Below are 23,270 nucleotides of genomic sequence, written 5' to 3'. Positions count from 1 at the left end.
CGGCGCTCGCAAGCTCGCTGGTCCCACCCTACGCCGTCTATCTGTTCAACCCGTTTCACACAAGGAATTCAATCATGTCTCCAACCCTGTTTGCATTCGATCTGTTCGAAATCACCCCGGTCGGTTTGTTCGCGCTCGTCGGCTGGGCCATTGCCGGCGTGGCGGTGGGCAAGCTGTTGTATAAGGACGACCGCCAGCTCAAGGAGTTGCAGCGCGAGGCCAACGATCTCTCGCAGGAACTGGCCAAGTGGGGCTTCACGCTCTTGCCGCCGGTGCTCACTGACCTGGCGTTGCTCGACTTCATTCAGTTGCGCAACGACTTTCGCCATGCGGTGAACGTGCTGAAAGACCCGGCCAAACGTCGGGCGGAGCTGGCCCAGCTTTTGGCCGGCATGGTGAAAGAAGAGTTGCAAGACGTGAAGACGCGGCAGTCGTTTGTCGACGGCGTCCTGCAGCAGGCCGCCGCGCTGGGCGTATTTCCCAGTCCGGCCAAGACGCCGGAGCCGCACGCCGCGACGACGGCGAAAGCGGCCTAAGCGCGGAGGAAAACGTAGGGTGGGACCAGCGACCTTGCGAGCGCCGGCCCACCGTTGTTCGGCGTCATTCATGGTGGGCCGGCGCTCGCAAGCTTGCTGGTCCCACCCTACTAACCTGTTCCTTATGAAATCCGAAGACTGGGGCATTGCGATTGGCATCATCGTGGCGATCGGCTCGGTGGTGGGACCGTGGATGTGGTCGGTCAACAGCAAGTTGGCCCGCATCGCGCACCACGCCGGCATTTTGCGGCAGATGGCCAAGGTGCTGTTGCGTCACAGCGAGCGGCTGGACGAGCACCAGCGCAGGCTGGATGCTTGCGAGAAGCGCATCGAAGGCGTTTCCCAGTCCCGTAGGGACGGTAGAGTTTAGCCGTGGGCGCGAGCCCACGGAAAAGCCAACGATCCGCGCAGCCGCGTAGCGGCGACAGAGCGTGGTGCGACACCTCTGTCGCCGCTACGCGGCTTGCCTAATCTACCGCATCGGTACCGTGGGCTTGCGCCCCACGGCTAAACTATCTCGCCGCTACGCGGCTGACGCGCGAGATGTGTAGAACAACGAGTCGGCTATCGAATCACGCCCCTTCGGGGCTAAGAAACCATGACCACCTTCAACCCCCGACGACCGTCGTCCCAATCGCCGCCCGCTCGTCGCCGGCAGCGCATCGGCGAAATCTACCACGTGCTTGTCGAATGCGCCGACGAGCGCGAGCAGCGCCGCGTTTACGAAGAACTGAAAGCCCGCGGACTCAAATGCCGCGTGCTCACCCTCTAACAGCCCTGCTCAACTGACTACGGACAACTGACCACGGGCTACTGACCACGGACCAATGATCATTGACGTCACCGTCGAATGTCCCGTCCACGACAGCTTCCGCGTGCAACAAGTCGCCGGCATGTTCAGGCTGACCGTCAACAAGAGCTGCCGCGAAAGCTTCTCGGTGGAAGTGCCCGGTCTCGATGAACCGTGGCAGATCGGCGCCATCGTGGGCCCATCGGGCAGCGGAAAAACGACGGTCGCCCGAGCGGCGTTCGGCCAACGCTTTACCCGGCGGCATCGTTGGCCGCGCGATCGGGCGGTGATCGACGGCTTCGGCGATCGTTCGATCCGCGAGATCACGCGCGTGTTGTCGGCGGTCGGGCTATCGAGTCCGCCGGCCTGGATCAAGCCGTATCACGTGCTTTCGACCGGCGAGCGCTTTCGCTGCGATGTCGCGAGAGCGTTGATGGAGGATGGCCTTCCTAGGCCGTCCAGTAACGAACAACCGATACGGGACGGCCTGGGAAGGCCATCCTCCCTCCTTGTCATCGACGAATTCACCAGCGTCGTCGACCGCACCACCGCCCGGTTCGCCTCGGCCGCGATCAGCCGGGCGATCCGTTCGGACAACATCCCCTGCCGAATGGTGGCGGTCACCTGCCATCGCGACATTCTGCGATGGCTGGCGCCCGATTGGGTGCTCGATATGGGTACGCGCGAGCTGACGCGAGGGCGGCTTCGGCGGCCGCCGGTCCGCCTGCGACTGGTCCGCGGCACGCGAGACGCCTGGCCGCTCTTTGCTCGACATCATTATTTAGACGCCGCCCTGCCGCGCGGCGTGACCATATATCTTGGCTTGATTTCCGAGCGTCCCGCCGTGTTTTGCGCCTGCCTGCCGATGTTCGGCCGCCGCGACGTGTGGCGGGTCGCCCGGTTGGTGGTGTTGCCCGAATACCAGGGCGTTGGCATTGGTGGCCGCGTCTTGCGGGCCTGTTGCGAGCTGATTCGCCAGCGAGGCCGCCGCGCGACGATCACCACCAGTCATCCGGCGATGATCGCCCACTTGCGTTCGTCGCCCGACTGGCAGATTCGCGCCGTGAAGCCGCTGGGCGGCAATCGGTCTGGCATTCCTTCGGCGAATTACCGCTCCAGTGCCGGGCGGCCGGTGGTGTCGGCGGAGTTTGTGGGCGCGTAGCACCGAAGGTGCGTGATTCGATAGCCCAGGGTGCAACCCTGGGAAACGGGTCGCGTAAAATCTCGTAGCCCTGAAAGGGCGTCATTCCGCTCGCGCAAGGTTGACTGGCGGCGCGAACTCGGCGACGATCATAACCTATGCAACCAAGAATCCTTCCTTTCCTGATGTTTCAAGGCAACGCCGAAGAGGCGATGGCGTTTTATGTTTCGCTGTTCCCCGGCAGCGAGGTGACCGACCTTGTTCGCTATGGCCCCGGCCAGGCCGGCAAGCGGTTCGCAAGGCGGTGACTTCAATTGTTCAACACAGCCGACAAACTGATCTGCATCGCGGCGGCATTCGCGATCGTATTGGCGATCTTGTCCGTACCGCTGTTTTTCGTGGGCCGCGCAATTGCCCGAGTCAATCCGCGATTTCGGTTCTCGCTACGCCGGCTGTTTGCCTTCATTACGGCCGCGGCGGTGAGCCTGGGCATCGTCCGGCTCCCATTGCCGGAACCAGCGAAGTTTGCGGTGCTGTCCGTCTTTTTGACCTGGGCGTTCTGGCTGGCCGGGCGTTATCCGTACGTTCCCCGCGGGCCGGCGGCGAACGATTGTAGCGAATAATCGCGGCAGCGCGCCGTCGTCGAGTCGCGCCCCGTTGGGGCTGACAAAGGTTTCTGGTTCTCGTTTACCCAGGGTTCCGCTGCGCTGCACCCTGGGCTATCGAATCACGCCCCTTCGGGGCTGAGAACGGGCCTGCGGCCCCGACGTTTCACGCGGCGTTCACGGCGCCGCTCCCCGATTTCAAATTTGCAATTTGCAATTTGCAATTCGCAATTCGCAATTCCCCCCTCCCCATGTCTGACGATCCAACTCCTCTCTCCCTCCACGATCTCACGCAATACCGCGACGATCCCGCCGCGCTCGTCGAGCGGCTGTGGCACTACATCGAGCTGCCGCCGTATCAGCTCGAAATCCTCGAGTCGGTGCGCGACAACAAGCACACGTTCGTCCATTCCGGGCACAAGATGGGCAAGTCGCTTGTCGCGGCGCTGGCCACGATGTGGTTCTTTCTCACGCGCTCGCCGGCCACGGTGCTGTTGATCTCGGCCAAAGAGCAGCAACTCGAGCAGGTGATCTGGGCCGAAATCCTCACGCTGCTGCAGCGGTCGAGCGAGCGGCTGCCGATCGCGGTCAATCGGCTGCGGCTGCGGATGAAAGCGTGCAACGATAATGAGTGCAACGTGGGGCGGGCTTCTAGCCCGTCGGTCACCACGCGATCCGCGGCAGACGGCCTGGGAAGGCCGCCCCACGAGTTTGTGCCGAAGCATGAGGTGCTGGGCTGCGCGGCCAGCGAGCCGGAGTCGCTGCAAGGACACAATCTGCCGCCCGGAGACGACGGCCAACCGAGCGTGCTCGTGGTGTGCGAAGAGGCCTCGGCCATCCCCGACCGCTTCATCGAGGCCCTGCTGCCGCAGTCGCATCGTCTGCTGGCCATCGGCAACCCGCTCCGTGTGGAAGGCTGGTTCTACGAAGGATGCAAGAAAGGGAATGAGGCGTACCCGAAGGGGAGCAATGTAGGGTGGGACCAGCGAGCTTGCGAGCGCCGGCCCACCATCGACGACGCACCGGCGGACGGAACGGCACGGAGTCCGTTCCCTACAGAGGCATCGCCGCAGAAGCTCCTGCGGTGGGTGCGGCACATTCATCCCGAAGAGTCGCCGAACCTGATTCGCTCGCGCGAGATGGACCGCGACGGCGTGAAGGGCGAGTATCCGCTGGACTTGCCCGGTCTGTTGTCGCGACAGGAGTTCGACGAGTGGAACGCGACCTGGGACGAGCCGCGGAAACGGGTGCGGCTGTATGGCCTGTTGCCCAACGAGGAAGAGCAAAAACTCTACCCTCCCTCGTGGCTCGACCTGGCCCAGCAGCTCGGAAAGAAGTTGTGCGAACAGATCGAGCGGGACGAGCGATGGCGCGATGACGATCCTTATGCATTGGGCATCGACGTGGCGTACGGCGGCGGCGATCTGACGGCCTGGGTGCTGCTCGGCCGTTGGGGCGTGCGGCAGGTCTATGCCTGCCCGACGCCCAACACGGCGAACATCTCCGGCTACACGATCAAGTTGATGCGGAAGTTTCGCATCAAGGCCTGGGCGGTGGCGTTCGACTCCGGGGGCGGCGGCAAGCAAATCGCCGACATGCTCCGCGCGCAGAACGACATGGAGTTCGGCGAGATCGTCGACGTCTCGTTCGGCGCCAAGCCGCTCTCGAAAGGCAAGTATTGCAATCGTCGCACGGAGTTGTACGGCGAGCTGCGGCCGGCGTTGGAAGCGACCGACGAGCGGCGGCGATTGCTGACGTTGCCGGTGAGCGAGTGGCCGGCGGAGGTGCAATGCCTGGCCTTGCCGCCCGACGACGCGAAACTGCGTCAAGACCTGGCGGTGTTGCCGCACGAGTGGGACAGCGAGGGGATGATGCGTTTGCCGCCGAAGGACCGCCGGCCGGGCACCAGTTCGCAGAGCGAGAAGAGCGTGCGCGAGCGTTTAAACGGCCGTTCGCCCGACCGCGGCGACGCCTTGGTGCTGGCCTGGTTCGCCTGGACGCGCAGCGCGGAGTACCAGCGGCTGGAACGGGTGAGGCGGCCGTTGGTGTATCCGTAGGGCGGTGCCATTTTGAAATTTGGATTTTGGATTTTGGATTGGCCTTATACATGGCAATCGCTGGGACCTTATTGAGCCGGCTTCAGCCGGCTTGGCGCGTTTGCCACCAGGCTCCTGGGTAGGTAGAGCACGACGACTTCCAGGAACACATCCTTCCTCAAGGGCTGAAGCCCCGCCCGAGAAGACCGGCTAAAGCCGGCTCCAAGAATTGTCTCTGCTCTGACCCACCACCAGCTAAAGCTGGTGGCAAACACCCAAAGCCGGCTAAAGCCGGCTCGCTGTGCATCGACTTCACCGGCCTCATCTCTCATCGGAGCCTCTATGTTCACCCGTCTTCGCCAATACGTTCTCAGTTACCTCGACGCCGAGCTGGCCTCGGCCGTCCGCGAGCTCGCCGAAATGCAGCGCGAGATTGTCGCGCGTGACGAACGCCTGACGTCCCTGCAACAGCGGCTGGCCGACGTCGAAAGCCGGCATGGCCAAACCGCGGCGGTGCTGGCGGCCGAGCGCGATCGCGCCCGGCACGAGGCCGAGCAGCTCGCCGTCGAGTTGTCCGAGGTGCGTCACGAGCTCGATAAGACCTCGAAGGCGTTGGCCGTGGCCGAGGAAGAGAACCGCCGGTTGTGGGCGGTCTGCCAGCGCGACCATGCCCGCGTGGCAAAAGAACGTGCCTTGCTCGACCGCGCCCGCGCCGAGGCCGAAACGGCGGCCACCGTGGGGCAGGCGGAGGAGTGACCTCTGCACTTGCGCTTTTTGCTATTTTGCAAGTTGTTGCACGAAAAGGGGTTATGGCTAGAGCATGGGCGACGCGATGGAAAAAAGCTGTACGAACGATTGACACGCGGCCGATCACCGTTATTATTGAGTGACAATGTTCCCTGGTGTTCTTCTGAGGATGCCAGGATTCTATTTGGTTTTGCACTATACTGGCCCCAGGATCTGCATCCGGGGGCCATTTTTTTTTCGTGCAACACTCAGACCCCTTCGCACAGGCTCAACTCGATGGGACGAATTGCCAACTTCATTGACGGTGCATATCTGAACTATGTCCTCCGCGACGAATTCCGTGGCCCAAGAATCGACTTTGAGAGCCTTGCAAACAAGATGGCCGGAGGCCGTGAAATCCTTCGCACGTACTTGTACGATTGCTTGCCTTACCAGTCGCCGACACCGACGCAGGAGGAAAAGGAACGCTTTTCCAAAAAACAAGCGTTCCTGCACAGGCTTGGACTTGCTGCCTCGATTCGAGGTGCGGCATGGCCGATTAGAGTGCCGCGGTAGAGATGAAAACGGGAAGTTGCGGTTCGAACAAAAGCGTGTAGACATTTTGTTGGGTGTGGACCTCGCACTGCTCGCCGCCAAACATCAAATCACAGACGCTGCAATTCTCGCAGGCGACAGCGATTTTTTGCCGGCCATTGCGGCTGCTAAACCGGAGGGAGTGGTAATTCACCTTTTTCACGGAGGCTCGCCTCATCGTGATCTCATGGAACTTTGCGATGAGCGAAACCGAATAACGCAAGAATTCGTCGACGGCGTTCGCATGGCGTCGCATTGAGTTGCGGTTCCGCCGAGCCCGGGATGTTTATCCAACCGATCGTTTTGCCAACCGTCTGTACGAAGCCGGATGCCGGGACGACGATCGCCTTTCAAAACGGCGATCTGATCGCCAACCTGTGGAATCTCGTCGCGGTCTGACGCCGGCCCAAGCCACCCGCGTCCTACGATGCGGGGAGTCACGCCCTTTCAGGGCTGACCATTCTTAATCGCATCGCCTACCCAGGGTTCCGCTGCGCTGCACCCTGGGCGACGCGAATCACGCCCCTTCGGGGCTAAAAACGGCGCCCAATCGAAAATCCAAAATCCAAAATCCAAAATCGACCCATGCCCTCCTTCACCAGCCACCGCGACCACGCCCTTCGCGACGCCGATTCCGGTTATCAACGCTGCCTCAAAGCGGCACAGTCCCAGCACGCCGGCATCTCGCCCGAACAATTGCTCGTCGGAAGCGGCGGCAATATCAATCTCAAGGCCGACGGCTATCAGCGACTGGCCGACGCCCGTACACAGCAATCGCATTTTCGCGGGCAAGTCTACACCTCGGTGCGGCCCATCGCGCAACGCATCGCCGGCCAGCCGATCCGCCTGGCACGCATCGGCCGCCGCGGTCGACGCGGCCCGGAGCCGAGACAATATCTCTTGCCGCCCTGGGTCCGCGAGCTGGCCATCGCGCGAAAGGCAACGGAACGGCACGGGGCCCAGAGGGCGCCCCGTTCCCTACAGAACGCCGTCGAGCTGGTCGATCAACACCCGATTCTCGACGCTTTGCACAACCCCGCGCCGAGCATTCCGGGCTGGAACGATTGGTGCCTGAAGTACGTCAGCATCGCCAGCCTGGAAGTGACCGGCTATGCCTACTGGTGGTTTCCCACGGTCGCCGGCCCAAAAGGTACTCGTCGCGAAATCTGGTATCTGCCCAGCCATTGGGTGCGGCCGATCATCAGCGGCTCGCGGATCGTCGACGGTTGGGCCGTCAAAACCGACGGGCAGGCCGAAGAGAGCCTGCTGGCGGCCGACGAGATCGTGCCCTTCTGGTATCCCGATCCGGCCAATCCGCTCCGCGGGCTGGGACCGCTGGAGGCCGGCGGTCGCAGCGTGATGATCGACGAGTTCGTGCAAGAGGCCCAGAAACGGGCCTTTCAGCTTGGCATTCATCCCGGCGCGATCATCACGGTCGGCAGCCAAGTTGCCCGCGACGGCAAGGCCATTCGCCCGCGGCTGCGGAAGTGGCAGCAGGAGCAGATTCGCGAGGCGATCATGTCGCGGTATCGCGGGCTGGCCCACTTCGGCGAGCCGCTGATCAAAGACGCCTTGATCGACTCGATTGACCCCTGGGGCAACAAGCCCAAGGAGATGGACTTTGGCGGCAACATGGATAAGACGCAGGCCCGCGTCGAGCAGACCTTCGGCACGCACCCTTACATCGCCGGCGCCGCCGGCCTGGGCAGCCGGGCGGAAAGCGGGGAGGCCGACCGGCACTTCGTTTATCAAACCGTCAATCCGAAGATCGAGCTGTTGAGCCGCGTGCTGACGATCGGCGTGTTGCCGCGGTTCGACACGTCGGGCGACTACGCGCTGTTCATCGAGCCTGCCCGGCCGCGCGACAGCGAGATGGAACTGCGCGAGTGGGAAGACGGCCTGAAATACGCCTGCGTGACGGTGAACGAGTTCCGTTCGGCCGTGTTGCGTTTGCCGCCCTTGCCCGGCGGCGATGTTGCGCTGGTGCCCAGTACGTCGGGCTACGCGCCGATCGGCGGGGCGCGATCGCCGGCCGCCCCGCCGCCCGTGACGCCGGTGGCGGAAGAAGAGGAGGTGGCGGAAGGGGAAGAGGCGGACAGCGACGTGTAATGACCGAGCGTCCCCGTCTCTCAGCACCGAAGGTGCGTGATTCGATAGCCCAGGGTGCAGCGCAGCGGAACCCTGGGTGTCGATCCAGCGAAAATCCTCGTAGCCCTGTAAGGGCGTTAGTCCCTGATCGTTGCCCAATCGCGATTGGAAACCATCATGGCCGCGGGTTAGAATACCGATGGAAAACAACGCGATCCATCATGTCTATCAAAACGCTGGAATCCCTGGAACTCGCGGTCGCCCAAAAATCGTTGGACGACTACTCCGCCGCGCTGGCCAACGGCGACGTGCAGTCGCTCAAGGCTGTGGCGTGCCAACGACTCGTTCAGCAGGGCATCGACGCCTTCCAATGGATCGTCAAGGCCGAGGAGACGATTCGCCAGGCGGCCTATCAGGGGCTGATCGACTTTTCGCCAGAGCTCGACGAGACGCTGGAGGCGTTGTACCGCGGATGGCTTGCCCGTTGCGAGCAAATGCAAGCGCTCATTCGACAGCAAATACTTCAGGGCGGCGATCTCGACAACGTCTCGGAGTTTGCGAGGTGCCGCGACAGTGCCCGCGACTGGATCGAGCGGCACGCGTGGCGGAAAGCGTCGTCAGAATCACTTGCGCGGCGTTCTGCATCGGAGCCGTGGTAAACTTATATGGAACGCGGCCAAGTGTTCCTGCTCAAGCCCGAGGCGGACGGCAAGCAACGTCCGACGGTTGTCGTCTCGCGCGACGACCAGAATCGCGGACACAGCGTCGTAGTGATGCCTTGTTATTCGCAGCAGCTCGAAAAACGCTCGAAGCTGCCGTATTGCGTGCTGCTCAAAGCTGGCGAAGGCGGTCTCGACAAAGACTGCGTCGTGAAGGCGGACGAAGTCAGCACGCTTGATAAATCGCGATTCGACGTCGGGCGCGGCGCCATCGGCCGGCTGAAGCCGGCTCGCATGGCTGAAATCCTCGCTGCCTTGCGCTATGTCGTTCGCGACGATCGCTAGGCCGCTGGCGGGCTTCTCGATCCGTTCGCCTGGGTCCCTCGCATCAGCCAATAGAACAACGCCCCCATCAGCCCGAAACATGGCGCCAGTGCCCACATCACGACGATGGAATAGCGCATTGGAAACAAGAGAACGGGTTCCCATCGGCCGCCCGCCTGTCCTCCAATGAGTTCAATGCGCAAACGAGCATCGCGGGCGAGAAGGCAGGCGGGCATTGTAAGCCGTCCGCGGCCGGCCATTCAAATCAATGTCGCGACGACGATGCAACCACGCTCGGCAGGTGGGCCGGGCCGTGAGCTTTTCTCCCGTCGCGCGATAGAGTAACATGAATTCTTCCTTTTACGGGGACGACTGCAATGGCAACTCAATCCGATTCCGGCCGCCAGGTTTTCGCGTTCAGTGTGGCGCTCGATGCCGCAGCCAATGCGGTCAAAGACGTCGAAGGCAAACTTTCCGCGGTCGGTTGCGATGATGCGGTTCTGGCGACCCAGGACGGCATAGTTTCTCTCAGTTTCGACCGCCAGGCCGAATCGTTGGGCAGTGCCGTCGCAACTGCGATCGATGAAATCGAGTCGACTGGTTGCCGAGTGACTGCGGTTCACGTTTACGACCGAGTTTCTGATCCGCTTGACGCCGAGTTGGCTGCCTGGGAGGAGGCAAGCGACCAGGATTTCGTGGCATTCGAACGCAGAATGGAGTAGCGCTCGATGAGGTTCGGCGACGTGGTCTTGGCGGAAATCCCGCGCCCTGGCGGAAGTCCCGGCAGGGAACAGTTTGGAGCGCGACCGGCCATCGTCGTTCATGCCGACAATGCAAGGGCCAATCTCTCAACGCTGGTCATCGTGCCGTTGACAAGCCAAATGAAGGCCATGTCGTTTCAAGGATCGTTTCGCGTCAGCCCATCGCAGGAGAACGGTCTGAATGCGGAGTCAGTGGTTCTTAGTCATCAGATTCGCGCGATCGACACCAAACGCATCGTGAAAGTCCTCGGACGCCTTGCTGATTCTGATATGCAACGACTACAGCAAGAGCTCAAAACAATACTCGGCATGTGACTGCGCACCGCATTTATGAGTTCCGCCGGAAGCCAGAATCCTTACGATAAAATCGACTCCCTCCTGCGGACCGCCGGCCGCGAGCTGCCGCGTTTGCCCGACTGGTGGCCGCGGTTTTTGGAACTCTCGCAGAACTCCTCCGACGAACAGCGGCTGGCCGTCTATCAGGCCGTGCGCGACGACGGCTGCTTGCACGAGGACGTCGGCTCCTTTCTGGTGTGCTTCACGATCGACGAACGGATGATGCGCGCGGCCGGCGGCGACGGGCCGCCGATCGACGAGCGCGCGACCCAGCTCGATGCGGCTTGGGAACAGGGAAAGATCGCGCGCGACAAGCCGCCGCCCGACGCCGACTCGATCGAAGGCCGCCTCGCCGAAGCCATGCAGGCGCTGTTCAGGTCCGACCTGGCCGGTCCGGCGGAGGAGGTGCATGCCTACGACGCCCAGGCGCTGGAAGCATGGCGATTGCGGTTGCTCAAAGAGTTGGAAGAACACGGCGAAACGCAGTTGGCCGTCACGGTGCGGCGTTCCCCCTGCAAGTTCGCCTCCGCGATGCGCAGCGGCCGGGATTGGCTATTCAGTCCGCCGCCCGACGCCGCCCGAATGAGCGCGGCGGTGCAATCGCTCTTCGACTTGATGAGCGGCTGCGTCCATTCCGACGTGACGATGGGACCGCTGCGCTGCCGTTGGCGGCTGGACCTCGGCTTCGGGATCCTCGACGTGTCGATCTATCCCACGCCCATCGAGAAGGTCGGCGGCCGCCGCGACGGAAAGCTCGTCGACGCCGATCTGAGCCGGATCGACCTGCTCGCCATGCAGGAGATTTTCGACGAAGTGCATGAGTTCTACTGGAGCGTCGAGAGCGACGAGCGGCAGTACCAATACGTGAGCATCGAAGGGGCCTATGGCGGGTTCGAGATGGTCTCGCTCGGCCTCTACGCCGGCGCGCCCATGGGAGAGAAACCGGTGCTGCGCGAGGATGTGACGGGCAAATGGGATCCCGATGACGATGCCCGGCAGGATGAATGAACCTGTCGCCTTCGACGCTCGCCTTGCCGGTAAACCGTGCCACGATCTTAGCCCGGAACGGGCGTGATTCGATAGCCCAGGGTGCAGCGCAGCGGAACCCTGGGATCTCGGGCAGCGAACCTCCTCGTAGCCCTGTAAGGGCGTCATTCCTTTGCCGCGCTGCGTTTGACGAGTTGCAACAGCAAGTGGACAAAGACGCACGCCAGCCCGAATAATGGCGCCGAGGCCCATACGACGGCAAAGGCATAATGCTCGCGCAGCAGCCACGATGCGTCGCTCGAGTTGTGCTCCGTGTCCTGGAACAACGTTTCGCACATGAGCACGCTGCCCGCGAAAGACTGGAGTGCCGCTCCAACACAAAAAGTCCTGAAGCAGCCGCGAGAATGAACGGCACCCAACGTCAGCATGCCTGGCGAGGCCATGCTCAGGGCGACTCTCAGCAACGCCTGAGCGCTGGCCGCGAAGGCCGGTGCGGGAGGCCTGCCACTCGCCAAGACGACAAGACCAACGCTGATTGCGGCAACCAACGCCATGCGCACCAAAGACCGCGGCCCCGTCGCCTCGGAGTCGAGTTGGTTTTCTTGCTCGTTCAGCCGAAACAGCCTATGGAGGAACACCGTGGCGCAGCCCGAGCACGGTATCAAAATCCAGGTGAGCGCGATGACGTGCCGCATGCCAGGCAGCGACTTCCACAATCCGCCGAGGATGACCGGCCAGCCGCGATTGCCCAAATGTTCGAGATACTCGTCGACGTTCGCCAGATAAGCGTTCGACCCGGTGCATACCAGCGCCAAGCCGGCCAGCGCCGGGAACAGCCCGCCGATGCAAAACGATCTGGCATAACCACCTCGCTGAGCCGCCCCGGCGACCAGCATCGCCGGCAGCGCCACGCAGAGTGCGATTCGCAGCGACCCTTGAACATGGTTCGCCAACGTTCTTTCCGCCGGCGGCTCGCTCAGCGTCGCCGCCGCCAGGCAGACCATCAGCGTCACGAACAGCAGCACGCGCAGCGAGAATTGCGGGCGAGAAGGCATGCGGCCATTGTAAGGCAGCGCGGCGGTTCAAGAAAACCGGCGCGCAACCCAATGCTCGCCGCGTCACAACAAGCCAATCGCTTCGTAGCTTGCAGACATCGGCCCGATCGAGAAGCCCGGCTGAAGCCGGCTCAGGAGTGGTTGAATCGAGGCCCGATCGGCTAAAGAGTTCGTCCTGCTTTTTCACCGGTGTTTTCGCCGAGATTCCGACCCCGAAGGGGTCTGACTCATCAGCCCAGGGCAACGCCCTGGGTGGTGTGGATGTCGTATCCTTGCACCCCAACGGGGTGCGACCGGTAACGGTTGAAACACCGGTCACGCCCTTTCAGGGCTAACATGTTTGTCGCCCACCGCATACCCAGGGCGTTGCCCTGGGCTGATGAGTCACGCCGCTTCGCGGCTAGCATCGCAAACTTTCTCGTCGCAAACACATCCCAAGCCACTCGCGCGGCAAACTGCAGGTATCTCAAAGTCCCAAGACCTAAGACCCAAGACCTCGTCTAACGTGACGGCCTAGGAAGGCCATCCTCCCTCATCCCTCATCTCTCATCTCTTCCATGTCCACTCTCACTCTAATCAAACACATTCGCCGCCGATCGCGGCCGCTGGGCATCGGTACGGCGGCCGATTATCTGCGCGAACTCGAAGTCTGTCTCGGCGGACGATGCCCGTCGGGATTGCTCGACGGCGTGTCGCGACGGCAATGGCGGGCGTGGCTCAAGGCCGCGCGGCGAAAGCTCGTTTATCATCATGAAGACATGCGGCCGCTCACAGAAGGCGTCAGGCAACAGGCGTCAGGCGTCAGGCCCCCGATACCTGACGCCTGTAGCCTGACGCCTAAAGATGGTGGGCCGGCGCTCGCAAGCTCGCTGGTCCCACCCTACGAACTTCCTCCGCATACCCTCGCCACCTTTCCGGCCGTCATCACCACCACGCGGCAAGACCTCGACGGCGACGTGCTGGAAACCGCCGGCGCCGAACTCGATCCGCGGGCGCCGCTGTTGTGGCAACACTTGCCCGACTTGCCGATCGGGCGGTTGCTGGATGTCGGCGAGCGCACGGCGCAGCGGTTGACCGGCACGTTCTCGATCGCCGATACCGCGCTGGGCCAAGACGCGGCGTTGCTCGCCGAGCACGGCGCACTGCGCATCAGTCACGGCTTCCTGCCGACGAAGTGGGAGCCGCTCGACGGCGATGATGCCGGGCGGAACGGCACGGAGTCCGTTCCCTACAGCGGCTATCACATACTGCAGTTCAAGATTCTCGAAGTTTCGCTGGTCAGCGTGCCCAGCAATCCCGACGCCGTGATCGAGGCCTTCAGCCGCGCCAAGTTGGCCCATCCGCTGGTGAAAGCCTGGGCCGGGACCCGGTTCGAGAACCGTCCGGTGGTTGTCAGCGGCGCCGATCTTCAAGCACGCGTAGGGTGGGACCAGCGAGCTTGCGAGCGCCGGCCCACCGAGGAAAAGGCGTTGGGCGATAGGCGTTGGGCGTTAGGACAGGCGTCCACCGCGGAAGTCCCAACGCCTAACGCCCAAAGCCTAACGCCTTCAGATCCCGCGCAACCGACTAACGATCCTGTAATCCCGGAGATCCAATCCATGAACCCGACGTTGCATCAAAAAGCGGGCCGCGCGTTGAATGCGGTCAACGAACGACGCGTCCGCGCGGCCCGCTTCCATTTCAAAGCCATCGAACACCACGACGACAGTCGCGGCGCCGTGGCCGAGCTTGCCCGAAAGGCCACGCTGCCGCTCGACGACATGCTCGATCAACTCGACGGCGACGGGAGCAAGCCAAAATCCGGCCGCGTCGTCTCGCAGGAAAACGCCGACCGTCTCGCCGAAGCCATCCAGCACGGCGGCGCGATCGCCCAGCACGAACAGGCCACGGCCGAGGTTTCCGCGCTGGCCAGCGGCGCCGTCAAACATCTCAACGCCGTGCTCGACTCCAACTTGCAAGACGACGACGGCGGCGGCATGAGCTACCACGACGGCAACCCAACCGGCTGCGCCGCTTCGGCGGTGGCTGGGGCAGAGCTTGGCCGCGTTGGGACGGACAACGACCAAACCGCGCTACCGGCCAAGCGATGCCCCGGTGCGCCCGTTCAACCGGGGCATCGCGTGGCGGCAACGTCCGTCTCAATCGAGACCGTCAACGCGCCACGCTCTGCCCCAGCCACCTACCAAGACCAAAGTCCCAAGACCCAAGACCTCTTTATCCAAGGAACCCCCACCATGCAGACCGAAACCCAACTTCAGCCCGCCCAAGTTTTTTCCACCGCCGCCGCCGCCGCTCCGCGCGTCAAACGGGCCAGCGAACAATACGACTCGACCAAACGCCGCCTCATCTGGCCCAACGACAAAAAGTCGGCCCTGCACATCGGCCGCCTGGCCGGGCACGACGTCACCTTCGAGAACCGTCCGGCCTACGAATCGAGTCAGCTCGAAAAGGCGATGGCCGGCGCCTGGCTCAAGCACAAGCTCGCCAGCCAGCTCGGCACCGCCCACTTGCACAGCGATCACGACCGCGACCTCTATCAAGAGCTGGTCGAACGTGGCGAATGGGTGGGCGAAGTCCGCGACGGCAACGGCACGCACTATTACCGCGAGCCGGGCCGCCTCTCGCCGCTGCACCAAAAGACCCTGCTGGCCGACTCGACCTCCGGCGGCCAATACGCCGTGCCGTACTTCTTCGACGTCGACCTCGTCACCTTCCCGCTGCTCTACGGCGAGCTGTTCCCGCTGGTCGACCTGCGCGAGCTGGCCACCAGCAACCAGGTGAAAGGCGCGACGCTGGCCAACATGACGATCTCCGCCGGTCCCGCCGAAGGCGACACGCCGGGCATCACCCTCGCGACCACCAGCAGCCTCGTCGGCCAGCTCACCACCAACATCTACAACGCCACCGGCGCCATCACCATCGGCCGAGACTTCCTGGCCGACAGCCCGGTCGATTTGCAGGCCGACATCATCAGCCTCTATCAACGGGCACTCTTGCAGTGGCTCGACAAGGAGATCGCCAACGGCGACGGCACCACCGGGCCGCTGGGCCTGTTCAACACGGCCAACGTGCTCACGGCCACCAGCAAGAACTCGACCGCCGGCCCGATGACCGTCAGCGACATCGAAGGCATGGTCAAGACGCTGCCCAAGCAGTACCGCAACAAGCAGGAGAACGTGGTCTGGGTGGCGTCGGACGGCCTGTACTTCCGCATCCGCGGCATCAGCGTCAGCGGCACCGACCAGCGGCGCATCTTCGGCTACGACTACGAGCAGTACATGCTGGCCAGCCATCCCTTCAAGATCGAGAACGACGTGGCGGGCAGCGACCTGGCCTTCGTCAACATGTCGAAGTATCGCATGTGGCGGCGGAAAGGCATGGAGATTCAGGTGAGCGACGAGGGCAAGACGCTGATGCTGGCCAACGAGCTGCTCATCGTCGCCCGCAGCCGTTGGGGCGGTCAGCTCGTCGATCCCAACGCGATGGTCGAGATGACGAACGCCTCGCTGCACTAAACGATTCGTAGGGTGGGACCAGCGAGCTTGCGAGCGCCGGCCCACCGCGGGGAAGGACTGGTGGCTGGGGCAGAGCGTCGGGCGTGGGATAAACGATCGTGCCTGCGCGCCGAGCGGCGTTGCTGCTGGCTTCGGCTCCGCGCGCCGAACGGTCCACGCCCGAAGCGATGCCCCGGTGCCCGCCCCCGCGAACCGGGGCATCGCTTGGCCGCTACATCGTTCGGCAAGGTCCGAATCAACGCGGCCAGGCTCTGCCCCAGCCACCTTTTTTCTCAACTGTAACTTCTTACTCTCAAGGAACCTCACTCATGGAAATCACCATCGAACTTGGACGCGACGACAAGAACATCAATCCTTTCATCGAGCCGCTGGGCGAAGCGCGGCGCGGCAAGTGGCGGCGGTCGAACCTGCCGGCGATGAACCTGGCCGACGCCGAGCTGGCGGGTTTGCCCGACTTGCCGGGCTACCGCGTGGCGGTCGACACCGTGGCCCGCAAGATTCGCGTCTTCGATCCGCTGCAGCAGGAGAAGCGTCGGGCGACAGTCGAGTCGGCCTTGCGGAAGTTTTTCAAGCGGCGGTTGGAGATCGAGCCGGAGCAAGTGACGCACGATCAGCCGCTCGCGACGTTGCAGCGTTGGCTGGTCTGGATGCACCGGCTGGTCGAGGCCCGCAACGCCAAGGTGGTCGAAGGCCGCATCCCCGACGACGTCATTCAACGCGTGGCCGAAGAGCGCAACGCCGACGCCAAACGCGCGGGATTGCCGCCGGAGGGTAACGCCTGATCGTATGCCTGACGTTGGGCGCCGCGGCGGTCTGCCGCGTAGCGGCGGCAGAGCTTAGCCGTGGGCGCGAGCCCACGGAACCCGGCACCCTCGCGCCGGAGAGCCGCGTAGCGGCGGCAGAGAATCCCCGCAACGCTCTGTCGCCGCTACGCGGCTCTCGGGATGTTGCGCACATCGTTCCCGTGGGCTCGCGCCCACGGCTAAACTCTGTCGCCGCTACGCGGCTGGATTCGACTCCCCTCATGCACATCGCCGTTGCCTGCGACCACCCCGACGCCGTGCTGGTTCACAAGCCGAGCTGGGTGGCCGACGGTTTCCGCGCCGCCGGCCACTCCGTCGTGCCTGTGTACGACCTGGCCGGCGTTCGGTCGGCCGACGAAGAATGCGACCTCGTGCTGTTCGACCACAAAGCGTCGGGCATGAACCGCGCGGCGCTGGCCGCGCTGACACGTCGGCCGCGGAGGGCGGTCTGGGCCCAATGGTGGCGCGACCTGATCGCGATGGACGCCAGCAAACGGCTGCCCGATCAGGACTACTTTCGCGCCTTCGCCGCCGTGATGCGGGGCATGGACATTGTGTTCGTGAAAGAGCGATCGCTCGTCGATGAATATCATCAACTCGGCATCAACGCTCGTTGGCTCGACCAGGCTTGCCCGGCCGAGATGCCGGCCTGCGAACATCGCCGACAGCCCGAGTGGGACGTGCTCGTCTTGGGCAGCACGGGCTACGTGCAGCGTCGCGCCGACGCTCGCGCCTTGGCCGACGCCGGCTTTCGCGTCTTGTGGACCGGCATGGCCGGCAGCGATCCCGTGCCATCGGGCGTCCAGTGGCAGCCTTGGGTGCATCCGCTCAAGCTGCCGGAGTTGGCGAGTCGTTGCGGCGTGGTGTTGGGCGTCGATTGGCGCAGCGACTTGCCCGGCTACACGAGCGATCGCACGTATTTGGCGTGCGGCATGGGCGCGTGTTACATCGCCCGCTGCCACGACGCCAGCTCGCCCCCAGCGACATTGGCCGCGTGGGTTTATTCGAGGTCGGATGAATTGATTGCGGTCGTGCGCGCGGCGATGTCCGACGTAGACGAGCGTCGCCGCCGCGGCGAGCGTTCGCGGCGATTGGTAATGGAGCAACACACGTACGCCCACCGCGCGGCGGAGATTGCGAACCTCGTAGCACCGACGATGAATGGATTCCGCTAACCCAGGGTTCCGCTGCGCTGCACCCCGGGCTATCGAATGACGCACCTTCGGTGCTACGGGGCCTGCGGCCATAACGGTCACCCCATCGGGCCGACACAACTGCCGACCGCAATCCAAAATCCAAAATCGAAAATCCAAAATTCCCCATGTCCCTCGCACTCATCACTCCCACTCGCCGTCGCTGGCATTGGCTGCGGAAGCAGGCCCGCGCGATCGCCGGGCAACTTTCGCCCGACGATTGTTGGATCGTCGCGGTTGACAACGACCAGGCCAATCCGCGCGTCGCAGACGAGATCGGGCAAATGATTCCGGCCCAACAACTCGTCTGGCTGCACTGCGCCTACGCTCGGCCCACGCCGCCCGTGGCCTGCGTGAACCGGCTGCGCAACGCCGCCACGGCGCTCGCGCCGGCCGCGCACGACATCGTCGAGGTCGACGACCACGATCTCCTCGCGCCTTACGCTCTGGCCGAGATCCGCGCCGCGCTCTCCGCCGGCTACGACTATGTGTTCGGCTGGTATCACCAGCAGGCGGTGGTGGAGCGGTGTGGCATCGAAAAATGGCCCGAAGTCGAGCACCGCTACCAGCGCGGCGCCTTCGAGCGCCGCGAGATCGACGGCATCGGCGTGCGGGCATTCAAGCGCTGGCTCTGGCAGACGCTCGGCGGCTGGTCCACCAACGTTTGGCCCGGCGGCGACTATCATTTCGCCCTCCGCGCCGAGCGCCTCGGCGCGAACATCGTTTGCCTCGAGCAGCCGCTCTGCACGGTGACCATCGAGGCAGAAAGTCTATCCGCAGAATTTGTCCGTTCAGCGTAGGGTGGGACCAGCGAGCTTGCGAGCGCCGGCCCACCAACAAACAGGCGTTGGCTCTCGGTTGTGAGGTCATACCTAGCGCCCTAACGCCTAACGCCCATCGCCTAACGCCTTGCCTCCGGTGGGCCGGCGCTCGCAAGCTCGCTCGCTCCCACCCTACCACAGACAACTGACCAATGATTACCTCAAACAACGACATCCAAACCTACCTCGGCCTGGCCTCCATGACCGCGCTGGCCACGCAGGTGCAGGCGCTCGCCGAGCAGCACGTGAAAGATTTTCTGGGCTGGGGCGAAGTCGAGCAGCAGACGTGGGTCGAGTATTACCCGCGCGAGCAAGGCGCCACCAACACCAACGACCCGCACTACGTGGTCGCCAGCAACCACGAGCGGGCCATCCCCGGATTCTACTTCGCGCCGAACATCATCCAACTGCAGCAGTTGCCCGTGCGGTCGATCACCGAGGTGCGCGAAGACGCCACCGGCTGCTTCGGGCAAGTTGCCAACTCGTTCGGCACCAACACCATCTTGCAACAAGGGAGCGATTACTTTTTGAAGGTCGAAAACCCGTCGATCTACGGCGGGCAGCCGATAAGCTGGTCCGGGCATCTCGTCCGCCGCGCCTTCTGGTTCCCCGCCACGGTCGGCTCGGTGATGGTGACCTACATCGCCGGCCTCACCGCCACCGAACTTTCCGGCCGCTGGCAAGTGTTCAAGACGGCCGTGCTGGAAACGGCGGCCGATCTTTACCTGCGGGCCAAGGCGCTTTCCATCGGCCACAAGCCCGACATCGCCAGCGAGAGCGACGGCGGCGGCGTCTCGGCGAGTTACGTTTACAACCGGCTGACGAACACGCCCGTGCCCGACGTGGTGGCCGCGATGTTGCAGCCGTATATGAATTATGGAGAGGGGGCGTTGTAGGGTGGGCATTTGGCCGGCAATCGGCTCGCCGCGTAGCGGCGACAGAGTTTAGCCGTGGGCGCGAGCCCACGGAACACGGACCGAAACGATTTGAGAAGCCGCGTAGCGGCGACAGAGGTCCGCACGCAAACGCTCTTTCGCCGCTACGCGGCTTTGCTCTGCCGATTGCCCAAACTCCGTGGGCTGGCGCCCACGGCTAAACTCTTTCGCCGCGACGCGGCTGGTTTCTTCCGCTATCGCAATCGCAAGCCGTCGAAGTCATCCCCAAATGTATCGCTCATCAAATTCAATTTCGTGCCGCCGCAGCAGTCCCCGAAACTCTTCCTGGAAGCCCAGCCGCTGATGATGACGCTCTTGATTTTGGATGTATTCCGCACGCTCGGCACCTGCGATTTGCTGACGCTGAACGCCGCATAACCGTCCTGCCAACCGAACTTGCGCAGCTTCATCCTCTGCTCATTCATCCACTTCGACGAATTCGCTTTTAGCTCTCGCATGAAATCCGAGATCGCTATTTTCGGCGGCAGCTTGACCAGCAAATGCACGTGGTCGGCGACTCCGCCAATTTCCAGCGCCGTGCCTCCTAGCTCGCGCACGATGCCACCCAGATAGCCGTGCAAATCGGGGCGGACCGACGGTTCGATGAGCGAAATGCGGTCCTTGGTGCTGAATACGATGTGATAGAGGAGATTCGTGTACGTGTTGGCCATAGAAATAGACGGGAAATGCGGTTTGATGTCATCCGTTATCGTCGTCGCCGCGTAGCGGCGGGAGAGTTTAGCCGTGGGCGCGAGCCCACGGACCGTAGGGTCGTCGGTCGGGAAAGCCGCGTAGCGGCGGCAGAGGTCGTCCGCGAACGCTCTTTCGCCGCTACGCGGCTTGCTGCCGCCGATTGCTCGATCTCCGTGGGCTCGCGCCCACGGCTAAATCCTCTCGCCGCTACGCGGCGGGTGGTTGTCGCTCTCGCCGACAGCCAGCCGACGAACAAATACTGCCGCGAGCCCGCCGGCAATCGCGAAAACCCACAAGACACTGTACTCAATGCCATAACTGTTCATGTACTTTGTGGCCAGCCACGGTGGAATCATCGAATAAAACACGGTGGCTAGTGTCAATCCCGATGGCGCGTGCGAAGCGGCGACGAACCGCGCAGCCACCAAGGTCGCCAAGGCGCCGACACAGAACGCTCGCGTGAAATCGCGTGCATAGACGAGCCCCGCCACGATGGCCGCGCAGGAAAGCAAAGAAACGGAAATCCCTACCGCCAACGCGACCGGCGGCATAAAGGCGCCCGCTTCAGCGGCAATCACTGCCGCCGCGGCGATCGCGAAGAAGAGGAATCGCAATGAGAACTGCGGTCTCGCGTTCATGCGGCCAGTGTAACGCCAAGCCAGGTCGAAGGCAAAATGCGGGAAGCACCTTGCATCATCCTTGCCGCACGGAATAGCCCCCGTTCCGGCTGCATGGCTCAAATCGACCACCCAATCCAAAATCCAAAATCCAAAATCCAAAATCCCCACCATGCCCCTCGGCGCCATGCTCACCTCCACCCTGCTCATCGGCCAAAAGACGATGACGCAACAACCGACCGGCGAATGGTCGCCGAGCTTCAACTACTCATCCGCCACGCCGATCGCCTGCCGGCTCTACGACCGCGCGGCGCGCTCGAACACGAACGCCTACGGGCAAACGCTCGAAGTCGACGCCATGGCGCTCGTGCCCGCCAGCGTCTCGCTCGATCCGCTGGTGCTCGGCGCCTCCGACGGCGAGCGGCAGCAGGTGCAGATCGACGGCGTGCTCTACGAAGTGCTCGCGGTCCGCGACCTGGGCCATGTGGGGCGTGTGAAGGAGATTGAGTTGAAGAGATGGGCGTGACCGAATTTTGGATTGCCGATTTTGGATTTTGGACTGACGGCGGCCCTCGGAATGAACAAACAACCCGCGCCCCTGGGAATGACGCCCTTTCAGGGCTACCGATTTGGTTCGCACCTCCAACCCAGGGTTCCGCTGCGCTGCACCCTGGGCTATCGAATCACGCCCCTTCGGGGCTAAGAAACGGCCCTCCGGACCAACCCCTCGTCCTTCATCCCTTGCCTGAACCCTGAACCCCGAACCCTGAACCCTCATGTCTTCCGACTACGGCGGCATCGTCGCCGCCATCGCCACGCTGCTGAAATCCGACGCCCTGCTGACGGGCACCAGCGGCCTGTTGGCCGGCTACGCGCCCAGCGGCGGCACGGCCAGCCCGGCCAACTCGATCTTTTACCCCGAACCGCCCAGCGATCGCGTGTTCCCCTGCGTCACGCTGCGCGACGTCAACATCGCACCGGGCTTGCCGCGGCAGCACGACATGCCGATGGCGCTGGTGAAGATGACCGTGCAAATCAGCGTCTGGGGTCGCAGCCAGTACCTGCGGCCCATCGCCACCGAGATCGACACGCTGCTCGAACCGGCCACCCGCGGCGGCGCGATGGACACCGCCCAATGGCAATTCAACGACATCGACACCAGCGGCCCCTGGCGCACCGTGCCCGTCCCCCGCGAGATGCTTTCGGGCAGTGTGCCGCTGGAAGGCCGCGTGAAGAGCTTTGTCGTGCGGGCAGCGAACAAGAATGATTGCTGATTAGAACAAGAGTGGTTAGTGATTAGTGGTTAGTGATTAGTCGTAGGAGCCGCTTCGCGGCAAGTATCTCTGCCGGCGAAGCCGTCCAACCACTAACCACTAACCACTAACCACTCCGAACCACCATTCCACGCTAACCATCCCGAATCAACCCTAACCCACCAAGGAGACCCCCATGCCCAGTCCCGGACAAGGCGGCGACATCACCCTCGTGCGCACCGGCGCGCACAAGATCACGGTCGATCCGGCCGGCACGCCCAAGACCGCCGGCTTCACGCACGGCAACCTCACCTTCAACATCACCGTCAACAAACGCGACGTGCTGGTGGCCGAGTATGGCACCACGCCCGCCGACATTGAAATCACCGGCTGCCGCTGCACCGTCAAATGGACGATGATCGAACGCAGCCTGAAGATTTTGGACATCGCCCTGCAAGGCTTGTATCCGGCCGGCTACGAAAACGCCGCGACGCTCAGCCGCGGCATCGGCCGCAGCGGAATTGAACGGGCCAGCGTGCGCGGCAAGACGATTCTCTTGCACCCGCTCTCGCAAGGCTCGGCCACCGTGCAGGACATCACCTTGCAGCAGGCGATCATCAACCCCACGGGCAACGTCGAACTCTCGGACCAAGGCGATCAGCTTTGGGAGGTCGAGGCCGACTGCATCGTATCGCCCAGCGCCAGCGACGGCGAGCTGTTGGCGATCATCAACGAGTCGAACGTGGGGCAATAAAGCCGTAGGGTGGGACCAGCGAGCTTGCGAGCGCCGGCCCACCGATGG

General features: G+C 63.3%; 27 protein-coding genes. 24 read left to right on the top strand and 3 right to left on the bottom strand.

Translation table 11 applies throughout. The features are described from left to right. From VNH11_08960 to VNH11_08885, 16 genes are all read left to right on the top strand, one after another. On the top strand, positions 1–536 hold a 536-nt coding region (locus VNH11_08960; GenBank protein HVA46490.1), incomplete at its 5' end, for a hypothetical protein. 124 nt (positions 537–660) lie between these two features. Then, positions 661–906 (top strand): hypothetical protein, encoded by a 246-nt coding sequence (locus tag VNH11_08955; GenBank protein ID HVA46489.1) that lies wholly within the window; start codon positions 661–663, stop codon positions 904–906. Between the two features lie 228 nt (positions 907–1,134). Next, complete coding sequence (locus tag VNH11_08950; GenBank protein ID HVA46488.1) at positions 1,135–1,308, top strand: hypothetical protein; 174 nt, start codon at positions 1,135–1,137, stop codon at positions 1,306–1,308. Between the two features lie 55 nt (positions 1,309–1,363). Continuing rightward, positions 1,364–2,488 carry a GNAT family N-acetyltransferase gene (locus VNH11_08945; GenBank protein HVA46487.1) on the top strand — a complete coding sequence of 375 codons (1,125 nt, stop codon included), beginning with the start codon at positions 1,364–1,366 and terminating at the stop codon, positions 2,486–2,488. 137 nt (positions 2,489–2,625) lie between these two features. Then, the gene (locus VNH11_08940; GenBank protein HVA46486.1) at positions 2,626–2,775 is read left to right on the top strand and encodes a VOC family protein; all 150 of its coding nucleotides are present in this window, start codon (positions 2,626–2,628) and stop codon (positions 2,773–2,775) included. A gap of 6 nt (positions 2,776–2,781) precedes the next feature. Then, a complete protein-coding gene (locus VNH11_08935; GenBank protein HVA46485.1) occupies positions 2,782–3,090 on the top strand; it encodes a hypothetical protein in 309 nt (102 codons plus the stop codon). Between the two features lie 233 nt (positions 3,091–3,323). Beyond that, positions 3,324–5,129 carry a hypothetical protein gene (locus VNH11_08930; protein HVA46484.1) on the top strand — a complete coding sequence of 602 codons (1,806 nt, stop codon included), beginning with the start codon at positions 3,324–3,326 and terminating at the stop codon, positions 5,127–5,129. Between the two features lie 321 nt (positions 5,130–5,450). Continuing rightward, positions 5,451–5,864 (top strand): hypothetical protein, encoded by a 414-nt coding sequence (locus tag VNH11_08925; protein ID HVA46483.1) that lies wholly within the window; start codon positions 5,451–5,453, stop codon positions 5,862–5,864. 267 nt (positions 5,865–6,131) lie between these two features. Then, on the top strand, positions 6,132–6,410 hold the full coding sequence (locus VNH11_08920) for a hypothetical protein (GenBank protein ID HVA46482.1): 279 nt from the start codon (positions 6,132–6,134) through the stop codon (positions 6,408–6,410). Positions 6,411–6,426: 16 nt separating this feature from the next. Continuing rightward, complete coding sequence (locus VNH11_08915; GenBank protein ID HVA46481.1) at positions 6,427–6,687, top strand: NYN domain-containing protein; 261 nt, start codon at positions 6,427–6,429, stop codon at positions 6,685–6,687. A 326-nt stretch (positions 6,688–7,013) separates the two neighbouring features. Continuing rightward, positions 7,014–8,537 (top strand): phage portal protein, encoded by a 1,524-nt coding sequence (locus VNH11_08910; protein HVA46480.1) that lies wholly within the window; start codon positions 7,014–7,016, stop codon positions 8,535–8,537. Positions 8,538–8,737: 200 nt separating this feature from the next. Then, positions 8,738–9,175, top strand: a complete 438-nt coding sequence (locus tag VNH11_08905; protein HVA46479.1) for a hypothetical protein — start codon at positions 8,738–8,740, stop codon at positions 9,173–9,175. 6 nt (positions 9,176–9,181) lie between these two features. Then, entirely contained in the window at positions 9,182–9,520 is a 339-nt protein-coding gene (locus tag VNH11_08900) for a type II toxin-antitoxin system PemK/MazF family toxin (protein HVA46478.1), read from the top strand. Between the two features lie 401 nt (positions 9,521–9,921). Next, on the top strand, positions 9,922–10,221 hold the full coding sequence (locus VNH11_08895) for a hypothetical protein (protein HVA46477.1): 300 nt from the start codon (positions 9,922–9,924) through the stop codon (positions 10,219–10,221). A gap of 6 nt (positions 10,222–10,227) precedes the next feature. Further along, positions 10,228–10,575: a type II toxin-antitoxin system PemK/MazF family toxin gene (locus VNH11_08890; GenBank protein ID HVA46476.1), complete on the top strand. Its 348-nt coding sequence runs from the start codon at positions 10,228–10,230 to the stop codon at positions 10,573–10,575. A 15-nt stretch (positions 10,576–10,590) separates the two neighbouring features. Beyond that, positions 10,591–11,604, top strand: coding sequence for a hypothetical protein (locus VNH11_08885; GenBank protein ID HVA46475.1), 1,014 nt, complete (start codon positions 10,591–10,593; stop codon positions 11,602–11,604). 143 nt (positions 11,605–11,747) lie between these two features. On the opposite strand, the gene VNH11_08880 is transcribed toward VNH11_08885, so the two are convergent. Continuing rightward, positions 11,748–12,638, bottom strand: a complete 891-nt coding sequence (locus VNH11_08880) for a hypothetical protein (GenBank protein HVA46474.1) — start codon at positions 12,636–12,638, stop codon at positions 11,748–11,750. 557 nt (positions 12,639–13,195) lie between these two features. Between VNH11_08880 and VNH11_08875 the strand changes: the two genes are divergently transcribed. From VNH11_08875 to VNH11_08855, 5 genes are all read left to right on the top strand, one after another. After that, positions 13,196–16,153, top strand: a complete 2,958-nt coding sequence (locus VNH11_08875; GenBank protein ID HVA46473.1) for a phage major capsid protein — start codon at positions 13,196–13,198, stop codon at positions 16,151–16,153. A 308-nt stretch (positions 16,154–16,461) separates the two neighbouring features. Next, on the top strand, positions 16,462–16,935 hold the full coding sequence (locus tag VNH11_08870; GenBank protein ID HVA46472.1) for a hypothetical protein: 474 nt from the start codon (positions 16,462–16,464) through the stop codon (positions 16,933–16,935). Between the two features lie 242 nt (positions 16,936–17,177). Then, positions 17,178–18,131, top strand: coding sequence for a glycosyltransferase (locus tag VNH11_08865; GenBank protein ID HVA46471.1), 954 nt, complete (start codon positions 17,178–17,180; stop codon positions 18,129–18,131). A 146-nt stretch (positions 18,132–18,277) separates the two neighbouring features. Then, positions 18,278–18,949 carry a hypothetical protein gene (locus VNH11_08860; protein HVA46470.1) on the top strand — a complete coding sequence of 224 codons (672 nt, stop codon included), beginning with the start codon at positions 18,278–18,280 and terminating at the stop codon, positions 18,947–18,949. 173 nt (positions 18,950–19,122) lie between these two features. Continuing rightward, on the top strand, positions 19,123–19,866 hold the full coding sequence (locus VNH11_08855; protein HVA46469.1) for a hypothetical protein: 744 nt from the start codon (positions 19,123–19,125) through the stop codon (positions 19,864–19,866). 233 nt (positions 19,867–20,099) lie between these two features. Here VNH11_08855 and tnpA read toward each other — a convergent pair whose 3' ends face one another. Next, on the bottom strand, positions 20,100–20,576 hold the full coding sequence (tnpA, locus tag VNH11_08850) for an IS200/IS605 family transposase (protein HVA46468.1): 477 nt from the start codon (positions 20,574–20,576) through the stop codon (positions 20,100–20,102). 213 nt (positions 20,577–20,789) lie between these two features. Beyond that, a complete protein-coding gene (locus VNH11_08845) occupies positions 20,790–21,404 on the bottom strand; it encodes a hypothetical protein (GenBank protein ID HVA46467.1) in 615 nt (204 codons plus the stop codon). On the opposite strand from VNH11_08845, the gene VNH11_08840 reads away from it, so the two are divergent. From VNH11_08840 to VNH11_08830, 3 genes are all read left to right on the top strand, one after another. After that, on the top strand, positions 21,403–21,741 hold the full coding sequence (locus VNH11_08840) for a hypothetical protein (protein ID HVA46466.1): 339 nt from the start codon (positions 21,403–21,405) through the stop codon (positions 21,739–21,741). The two genes, VNH11_08845 and VNH11_08840, sit on opposite strands and share 2 nt — an antisense overlap. Before the next feature lie 250 nt (positions 21,742–21,991). Next, positions 21,992–22,489, top strand: coding sequence for a hypothetical protein (locus tag VNH11_08835; protein HVA46465.1), 498 nt, complete (start codon positions 21,992–21,994; stop codon positions 22,487–22,489). Between the two features lie 175 nt (positions 22,490–22,664). Beyond that, positions 22,665–23,222, top strand: coding sequence for a hypothetical protein (locus VNH11_08830; protein ID HVA46464.1), 558 nt, complete (start codon positions 22,665–22,667; stop codon positions 23,220–23,222). Positions 23,223–23,270 lie beyond the last annotated feature (48 nt).

The sequence above is a fragment of the Pirellulales bacterium genome (assembly GCA_035533075.1).
Classification (GTDB): domain Bacteria; phylum Planctomycetota; class Planctomycetia; order Pirellulales; family JAICIG01; genus DASSFG01.
Note: the sequence above shows the minus strand (reverse complement) of the source record. Positions and strands in the feature narration are given on the sequence as shown.

Bases quoted from the DNA above. Each gene is read 5' to 3' on its own strand.
- VNH11_08955 (HVA46489.1), top strand. From the start codon at position 661: ATGAAATCCGAAGACTGGGGCATTGCGATTGGCATCATCGTGGCGATC.
- VNH11_08950 (HVA46488.1), top strand. From the start codon at position 1,135: ATGACCACCTTCAACCCCCGACGACCGTCGTCCCAATCGCCGCCCGCT.
- VNH11_08945 (HVA46487.1), top strand. From the start codon at position 1,364: ATGATCATTGACGTCACCGTCGAATGTCCCGTCCACGACAGCTTCCGC.
- VNH11_08940 (HVA46486.1), top strand. From the start codon at position 2,626: ATGCAACCAAGAATCCTTCCTTTCCTGATGTTTCAAGGCAACGCCGAA.
- VNH11_08930 (HVA46484.1), top strand. From the start codon at position 3,324: ATGTCTGACGATCCAACTCCTCTCTCCCTCCACGATCTCACGCAATAC.
- VNH11_08925 (HVA46483.1), top strand. From the start codon at position 5,451: ATGTTCACCCGTCTTCGCCAATACGTTCTCAGTTACCTCGACGCCGAG.
- VNH11_08920 (HVA46482.1), top strand. From the start codon at position 6,132: ATGGGACGAATTGCCAACTTCATTGACGGTGCATATCTGAACTATGTC.
- VNH11_08910 (HVA46480.1), top strand. From the start codon at position 7,014: ATGCCCTCCTTCACCAGCCACCGCGACCACGCCCTTCGCGACGCCGAT.
- VNH11_08905 (HVA46479.1), top strand. From the start codon at position 8,738: ATGTCTATCAAAACGCTGGAATCCCTGGAACTCGCGGTCGCCCAAAAA.
- VNH11_08900 (HVA46478.1), top strand. From the start codon at position 9,182: ATGGAACGCGGCCAAGTGTTCCTGCTCAAGCCCGAGGCGGACGGCAAG.
- VNH11_08890 (HVA46476.1), top strand. From the start codon at position 10,228: ATGAGGTTCGGCGACGTGGTCTTGGCGGAAATCCCGCGCCCTGGCGGA.
- VNH11_08885 (HVA46475.1), top strand. From the start codon at position 10,591: ATGAGTTCCGCCGGAAGCCAGAATCCTTACGATAAAATCGACTCCCTC.
- VNH11_08880 (HVA46474.1), bottom strand. From the start codon at position 12,638: ATGCCTTCTCGCCCGCAATTCTCGCTGCGCGTGCTGCTGTTCGTGACG.
- VNH11_08875 (HVA46473.1), top strand. From the start codon at position 13,196: ATGTCCACTCTCACTCTAATCAAACACATTCGCCGCCGATCGCGGCCG.
- VNH11_08870 (HVA46472.1), top strand. From the start codon at position 16,462: ATGGAAATCACCATCGAACTTGGACGCGACGACAAGAACATCAATCCT.
- VNH11_08865 (HVA46471.1), top strand. From the start codon at position 17,178: ATGCACATCGCCGTTGCCTGCGACCACCCCGACGCCGTGCTGGTTCAC.
- VNH11_08860 (HVA46470.1), top strand. From the start codon at position 18,278: ATGTCCCTCGCACTCATCACTCCCACTCGCCGTCGCTGGCATTGGCTG.
- VNH11_08855 (HVA46469.1), top strand. From the start codon at position 19,123: ATGATTACCTCAAACAACGACATCCAAACCTACCTCGGCCTGGCCTCC.
- tnpA (HVA46468.1), bottom strand. From the start codon at position 20,576: ATGGCCAACACGTACACGAATCTCCTCTATCACATCGTATTCAGCACC.
- VNH11_08840 (HVA46466.1), top strand. From the start codon at position 21,403: ATGCTCACCTCCACCCTGCTCATCGGCCAAAAGACGATGACGCAACAA.
- VNH11_08845 (HVA46467.1), bottom strand. From the start codon at position 21,404: ATGGCGCCGAGGGGCATGGTGGGGATTTTGGATTTTGGATTTTGGATT.
- VNH11_08835 (HVA46465.1), top strand. From the start codon at position 21,992: ATGTCTTCCGACTACGGCGGCATCGTCGCCGCCATCGCCACGCTGCTG.
- VNH11_08830 (HVA46464.1), top strand. From the start codon at position 22,665: ATGCCCAGTCCCGGACAAGGCGGCGACATCACCCTCGTGCGCACCGGC.